Origin of the sequence: Marinimicrobium sp. UBA4209 (assembly GCF_002381585.1) — a bacterium.
GTDB classification, from domain to species: Bacteria; Pseudomonadota; Gammaproteobacteria; order Pseudomonadales; family Cellvibrionaceae; genus Marinimicrobium; species Marinimicrobium koreense.
Genome location: NZ_DFTP01000032.1, coordinates 624 through 4,240 on the forward strand (window position 1 = coordinate 624; position 3,617 = coordinate 4,240).

3 protein-coding genes are annotated in these 3,617 nt (G+C 63.4%); all 3 read left to right on the plus strand.

Annotated features, from left to right (window positions below; all coding sequences use genetic code 11):
• Positions 1 to 185: GatB/YqeY domain-containing protein (locus B3187_RS04845; RefSeq protein ID WP_286804859.1), on the plus strand; the 185-nt coding region annotated here is incomplete at its 5' end.
• Positions 186 to 306: 121 nt separating this feature from the next.
• Positions 307 to 2,295, plus strand: a complete 1,989-nt coding sequence (gene dnaG / locus B3187_RS04850; protein WP_286804861.1) for a DNA primase — start codon at positions 307 to 309, stop codon at positions 2,293 to 2,295.
• A gap of 96 nt (positions 2,296 to 2,391) precedes the next feature.
• On the plus strand, positions 2,392 to 3,617 hold a 1,226-nt coding region (locus B3187_RS04855), incomplete at its 3' end, for an RNA polymerase sigma factor region1.1 domain-containing protein (RefSeq protein ID WP_286804862.1).

Consider the following 3,617-nt stretch of genomic DNA (forward strand, 5'->3'; position numbering starts at 1 on the left):
AGGAGTTTCTGCCCCAGCCTCTGTCCGATGCCGAGCTGGATCAGCTGGTGGCCGACGCCATCGCCCAGTCCGGCGCCGAGGGCATGAAGGATATGGGCAAGGTCATGGGCATCCTCAAGCCCCAGGTGCAGGGGCGGGCCGATATGGCGGATGTGAGTAAGCGGTTGAAGGCGCGGTTGGGTTAAGCGTCACGTTTTGTCACAACGGATGGCANNAAGCGCGCATCCGCCGTTACCAAGCGCACCCCCCGTCACCCAACCCAAAATCCCGCTCCCCCACCTCAATTCCCCGCTACAATAAGGCGCTATGGCCGGACTGATTCCACAAAGCTTTATTGACGAGCTCCTCGACCGGGTTGACCTGGTGGAGATCGTGGACCATCGCGTCAAACTCAAGAAAACCGGCAAGAACTTCAGCGCCTGCTGCCCCTTCCACGACGAAAAAACCCCCTCGTTCACGGTCAGCCAGGACAAGCAGTTCTACTACTGCTTCGGCTGCGGCGCCAGCGGCAACGCCGTGGGATTTCTCATGGACTACGAGCGGCTCGGCTTTCCCGAAGCCGTCGAGCAGCTCGCCCATCACTGCGGCCTGGAAGTGCCCCGCGAGGAGCAGAGCCCGGCCCAGAAAGAGAGGGCCCAGGAGCGCAAGAGCATCTACAGCCTGCTGGAGCAGGCCGACCGCTACTACCGGCTGCAGCTGCGCCAGCACCCCAAGCGGATGGAAGCGGTGGACTACCTCAAGCGCCGGGGCCTGGACGGGCATATTGCCCGGGACTACGGTATTGGTTACGCCCCACCGGGCTGGGACAACCTGCTGAAAACCCTCGGCATCGGCGAACAGGAACGCCACCTGCTGACCGAGGGCGGCATGCTGATCCACCAGCCGGACCAGAACAAACGCTACGACCGCTTCCGCCACCGCATCATGTTTCCCATCCGGGACCTGCGCGGGCGGGTGATCGGCTTTGGCGGCCGGGTGCTGGGCGATGACAAACCCAAGTACCTGAACTCCCCGGAAACCCCGGTGTTCCACAAGGGACGGGAGCTGTATGGCCTGTACGAGGCCCGCCAGGCCTACCGCGAGCTGCCCCGTCTGTTGGTGGTGGAAGGCTATATGGACGTGGTGGCCCTGGCCCAGTTCGGCATCCGCTACGGTGTCGCCACCCTGGGTACCGCCTGCGGCGAGGACCACCTGGCACTGGCATTCAAACACACCCGGGAAGTGGTGTTCTGCTTTGACGGCGACAAGGCCGGGCGCAGCGCCGCCGAGCGCGCCCTGGCCGCCGCCCTGCCGGTGATGGAAGACGGCCGACAGGTGAAATTCCTGTTCCTGCCCGAAGGCGAGGACCCGGACACCCTGGTGCGCCAGATCGGCGCTGAAAAATTCAGCAACATGGTGGACATGGCGGTCCCGCTGGAAGATTACCTGTTCGATGCGCTCAGCGCCGACCTTAATCCGCGCAGCCTTGAGGGCCGGGCGCTGCTCAGCAAGCGCGCCGCTCCCCTGCTCCACCAACTGCCCCGGGGCGTCTTCCGGGAACTGATGTTCGACCGCCTCGCGCAGCGGACCGGCCTGAACCGGGACACCCTGATGGAGCTGGTGCACGAGCCGGTGGTGATCGAGGCCGAGCCAACCCGCGCCCCGGCCGCGCCCGTCGATATAGCGCCGGCGGACGACCGGCCGCCACCCCCGGATTACGAGGAGCCCCCGGCCTACGCTCAGGAGCCGGGCCCCACAGGGGAGGAGTACTTCGACAATGCAGCGCCGGAGCCGGCGGCCGCCCCACCGGCGCCGCCGAGCCTGTCCGGCAAGCGCTACCTGATGCCGCCGGCGCGCAAGGCCATTGGTCTGCTGCTGGCCAACCCGGCCCTGGCCGCCGAAGAACCCCCGGAATTCTGGCTCGAACACAGCGAACCGGAGTTGCGGTCCCTGGGCCAACTGCTAAAGTTATTACGCGAGCGGCCGCATTATCAGCTACCTCACATTATCGGCCACTGGCGCGGCGTGTACGGCGCGAAGGAAGCGGAACAACTGGCGGCCATTGCCGGTCAGGATCTGCTGGTGGCCGCCGGCGCCCACGGCGCCAATCGGGCCATCAAGCCCTCCCGGGCCGACTACGACACCCGGGTGGCGTTCTGCGATTGCCTGAAGGGTATTCAGCGCCAATTGGCGGAACGGCAAAAAACCGAAGCACTCAGCCAACTGCGCCAAAAAAGCAGCGATTTTGCTGGATTAAGCCGCGAAGAGCGCGAAGCGCTGGTAAAAGCGGCTCTGGCGCACAAAACTCCACACTAAAACCGGGCGCGGGCGTTGATTTTATGGAATCAAGCCCAACATATGCGATATAATCCCGCGCTTTTCTTCCACACCTCAGGTTCGACAGGGTTCCGAATGGCAGACACCGCTCAACAGCAGCAACAATCTCGCATCAAAGAGCTGATCGCCCGCGGCAAAGAGCAGGGCTATCTCACCTATGCCGAGGTGAACGACCATCTTCCGGAGGATATTTCCGATCCGGATCAGGTGGAAGACATCATCCAGATGATCAACGACATGGGCATCCGTGTCTACGAGATCGCACCGGATGCCGACACCCTGTTGATGACCGACGGCGATGCCTCGGCGGACGAAATTGCCGCCGCTGAAGCCGCCGCCGCACTCGCCGCAGTGGAAACCGAAGCTGGCCGCACCACCGACCCGGTGCGCATGTACATGCGCGAAATGGGTACCGTGGAGCTGCTCACCCGCGAAGGTGAGATTGCCATCGCCAAGCGCATCGAAGAGGGGGTGCGCGAGCTGATGTACTCCCTGGCCTACTGGCCCGGCGCGGCACAGCGCGTTCTCGACGAATTCAAACTGGTTGAAGCGGAAGAGCGTCGCCTGCCGGATGTCATCATCGGCTGGCTGGACCCGTCCGACGATATCCCGTCCGTCACCGCCACCTCCAGTCAGCAGGCCGCCGCCGCTGCCGCTGAAAAAAAGGAGAAGGCCAAGGACAAGAACGATGATGACGATGACGACAACAACGATCAGAACGACGAGGAAGAAACCACCTCCGGCGTCGATCCCGAAGAAGCCCGTCAGCGCTTCGACGCCCTGGCCAAGCAACTGACCAAGGCCGAGAAGACCGTCAGCAAGCACGGCCGCGACAGCAAGCAGGCCCAGAAAGAATTGGCCGAGCTGGGCGAGCTGTTCAAGTTCTTCAAGCTGCCGCCGCGCCAGTTCGACCCGATTTACAGCGAAGCCCGCACCGTACTGGATCGCGTTCGCCGCGAAGAGCGCGCCATCATGAGAATGTGCGTCCGCCAGTCCCGCATGCCCCGGAAAACCTTCATGAAGGAATTCCCGGGCAACGAGACCAATGAAGACTGGATCCCGGGCATCATCAAGAAAAAGCGTGACTACTCCGACGCGCTCAAGTCCGTGGAAGGCGACATCGCCCGCGCCCAGCGCAAGCTGGCGCAACTGGAAGAAGAAGCGGGCCTGACCCTGGCCCAGATCAAGGAGATCAACCGGCGTATGTCCATCGGTGAGGCCCGCGCCCGCCGTGCCAAGAAGGAAATGGTCGAGGCCAACCTGCGCCTGGTGATCTCCATTGCCAAGAAGTACACCAACCG